General features: G+C 42.1%; 2 protein-coding genes. Both read left to right on the top strand.

Annotation, left to right across the window (positions count from 1 at the left end):
* The first annotated feature begins 184 nt into the window (after positions 1-184).
* Positions 185-1,729, top strand: a complete 1,545-nt coding sequence (istA, locus tag IEW93_RS21615; RefSeq protein WP_160056813.1) for an IS21-like element ISShfr5 family transposase — start codon at positions 185-187, stop codon at positions 1,727-1,729.
* 28 nt (positions 1,730-1,757) lie between these two features.
* The gene (gene istB, locus IEW93_RS21610) at positions 1,758-2,516 is read left to right on the top strand and encodes an IS21-like element ISShfr5 family helper ATPase IstB (RefSeq protein ID WP_011637026.1); all 759 of its coding nucleotides are present in this window, start codon (positions 1,758-1,760) and stop codon (positions 2,514-2,516) included.
* Positions 2,517-2,601: the final 85 nt, after the last annotated feature.

The following is a 2,601-nucleotide window of genomic DNA, read 5'->3' as shown; positions in this document are numbered from 1 at the left end:
CATCTAAGCCGATCACCTAATACCATTCATCGCGATCACTCAATACCATCGATGCCGATCACTTTTCGGTCAAAATAGTATTGAGTGATCGGCTTGAATAGTACCGTTCGTTTTTTGTACTTTTTTGTCTGCCAGTAGGTGTTTTTAACCGTTATTCTTTTCATTTTTGATGATGAGAATAACCATGCCAACGGCACCTATTTCAATGCGTAAACTCAAAGAAATTTTAAGACTAAAATACGGCTGTAAACTCAGTCATCGTCAGATAGCAAAAAGCTTATCTGTTTCACCCTCAATCGTGTCTAAATATGCCTGTAAATCAGCAGAGCTAGACATTACTTGTTGGCCGCTTGATGAGAAGTGGGATGATAACTCTCTACAACAAGCGTTTTTCAAAACAAAGCCTCGTTTAAAAGGCTTTACCATTCCTGACTGGTCGTTAGTTCAACAAGAGCTTCGGCCTAAAACCATGACGTTGTTGCTGCTTTGGGAAGAATACAAAGAGCGGCACGCGGAAGGTTTTTACAGTTACACTCACTTCTGCCGTCAGTACAAGGCATGGCTTAAATGCCAAAAACCCTCGATGCGACAAAACCATAAAGCTGGTGAAAAACTGTTTGTGGATTACTGTGGCCCAACCATGAGTATTGTTGATAGAAGTACAGGCGAATGCCGTACTGCACAAGTGTTCGTCGCGGTCATGGGGGCATCAAATTATACCTATGCCGAAGCGACTTACAGCCAGAAACTTGAAGATTGGGTGATGAGTCATGCCCGTTGTTTTGAGTTTCTTGGTGGTGTTCCTGAGCAGATCATTCCTGACAACCTTAAAAGTGCCGTCACCAAACCCTGCCGATATGAGCCTGACTTAAACCCAACCTACCAACAACTAGCGACGCATTACGATACCGTCATTGTGCCTGCAAGACCCTATAAACCAAAGGATAAAGCCAAGGCTGAAGTGGGTGTACAAATTGTTGAACGTTGGATCATGGCACGTCTTCGTAATGAAACCTTCTTTAGCTTGCGTCAATTAAATCTAAAGATTCAAGAATTACTCATCGATTTAAATCAGCGACAAATGAAAAAACATCCTGGCTCACGATTAAGTCAATTTGAAGCCATTGATAAACCAGCGTTAAAACCATTGCCCATGCTGCCTTACAGCTACACCTTAGTGAAACAAGTGAGCGTACATATTGATTATCATATTGAGATTGAAAAGCACTATTACTCAGTGCCACATACCTTGATCAAGCAAAAACTTGAAGCACATGCCTCAGGAAAATTGGTGACACTCTACCATCAAGGCATACGAGTCGCTGTTCACCCCAGATCATACCGAGAAGGTGCGCATACAACACTTGAGCTACATATGCCTATCGCTCACCAAAAACAACAGCAATGGACACCGCAGCGATTTGAGCGCTGGGCAAGTCAGTTTGGTAAATCAACCGAGCAGTTTGTTATGCAATTGATGCAAGCTAAAAAGCATCCAGAGCAAAGCTACCGTGCTTGTATGGGGTTATTAAGCCTAGGCAAGAAGTTTACAGACCAACGTCTTGAAGCCGCCTGTCATCGCGCATTAGCCACAGGTGTTACTCGCGTAAAACAAGTGAAAACCATCTTAGAAAAAGGCTTGGATAAGCAACCCTTGCCACAAGCTCAGGGTGATTCGCTACAAGATATTGATCATAAAAATATCCGCGGCAATAACTATTACCATTAATAAAAACTAACCAATCAAAGGAAATCTTATGAAAAATATCAATCAACAAGTCAATAACCAGTTAAGTAACTTAAAGCTAAGCGGCATACGTGATGCGCTATTACAGCAACTTGAACAACCTAATCTATACGTAGAACAAAGCTTCGAAGAGCGGCTAAGTTTATTGCTTGAGCATGAAATAACGCAGCGTGACCAGCGTAAAATTGACCGCCTAACTCGACAAGCAAAGTTCAGAGTTGGTGGCACGCTTGCTCAACTCAACTATGGCGCAGCACGACAACTCGATAAAACTCAGATCCGTTCATTAGCACAAGGTGAATGGCTTCGCCTTCACCAAAATATTTTGATTACGGGAGCAACGGGGTGTGGCAAAACTTACCTCGCTTGCGCTCTTGGTCAAAACCACTGCCAACAAGGGAGTAGCGTTTATTATTTTAGGCTCAAGGAGCTATTAGAAAAGATGTTCTTAGCGCAAGCCGATGGTAGTTATCGAAAACTGATCAACAAGCTTAGCTCTGCTAATTTACTGATCTTAGATGATTGGGGATTAGAGCCATTAACGGCTCAACAACGTAGTGATTTATTGGAATTAATTGATGCAAGATATGATACAAAATCGACATTAATTGCCAGTCAATTACCGATAGAAAATTGGTATGAAATGATAGGAGAATCGACACATGCTGATGCGATTCTAGATCGACTTGTTCACGGAGCAATAAAGTTGGAATTAAAAGGCGAATCGATGCGAAAAAAACTAAATACCTTGACTGAAGCCGATCACTGAAGCTAGATTTTACGGAGGTCTACTGGCGAACAAAAAAGTGATCGGCTTGAATGGTATTGACCGATCGGCATCATGGTATTACGCA

This window comes from Shewanella inventionis, from assembly GCF_014641855.1.
Lineage (GTDB): Bacteria > Pseudomonadota > Gammaproteobacteria > Enterobacterales > Shewanellaceae > Shewanella > Shewanella inventionis.
This window is presented reverse-complemented; position numbering and strand designations above follow the sequence as displayed.

Coding starts and splice junctions, on each gene's coding strand:
- istA (WP_160056813.1), top strand. CDS start 185: ATGCCAACGGCACCTATTTCAATGCGTAAACTCAAAGAAATTTTAAGA.
- istB (WP_011637026.1), top strand. CDS start 1,758: ATGAAAAATATCAATCAACAAGTCAATAACCAGTTAAGTAACTTAAAG.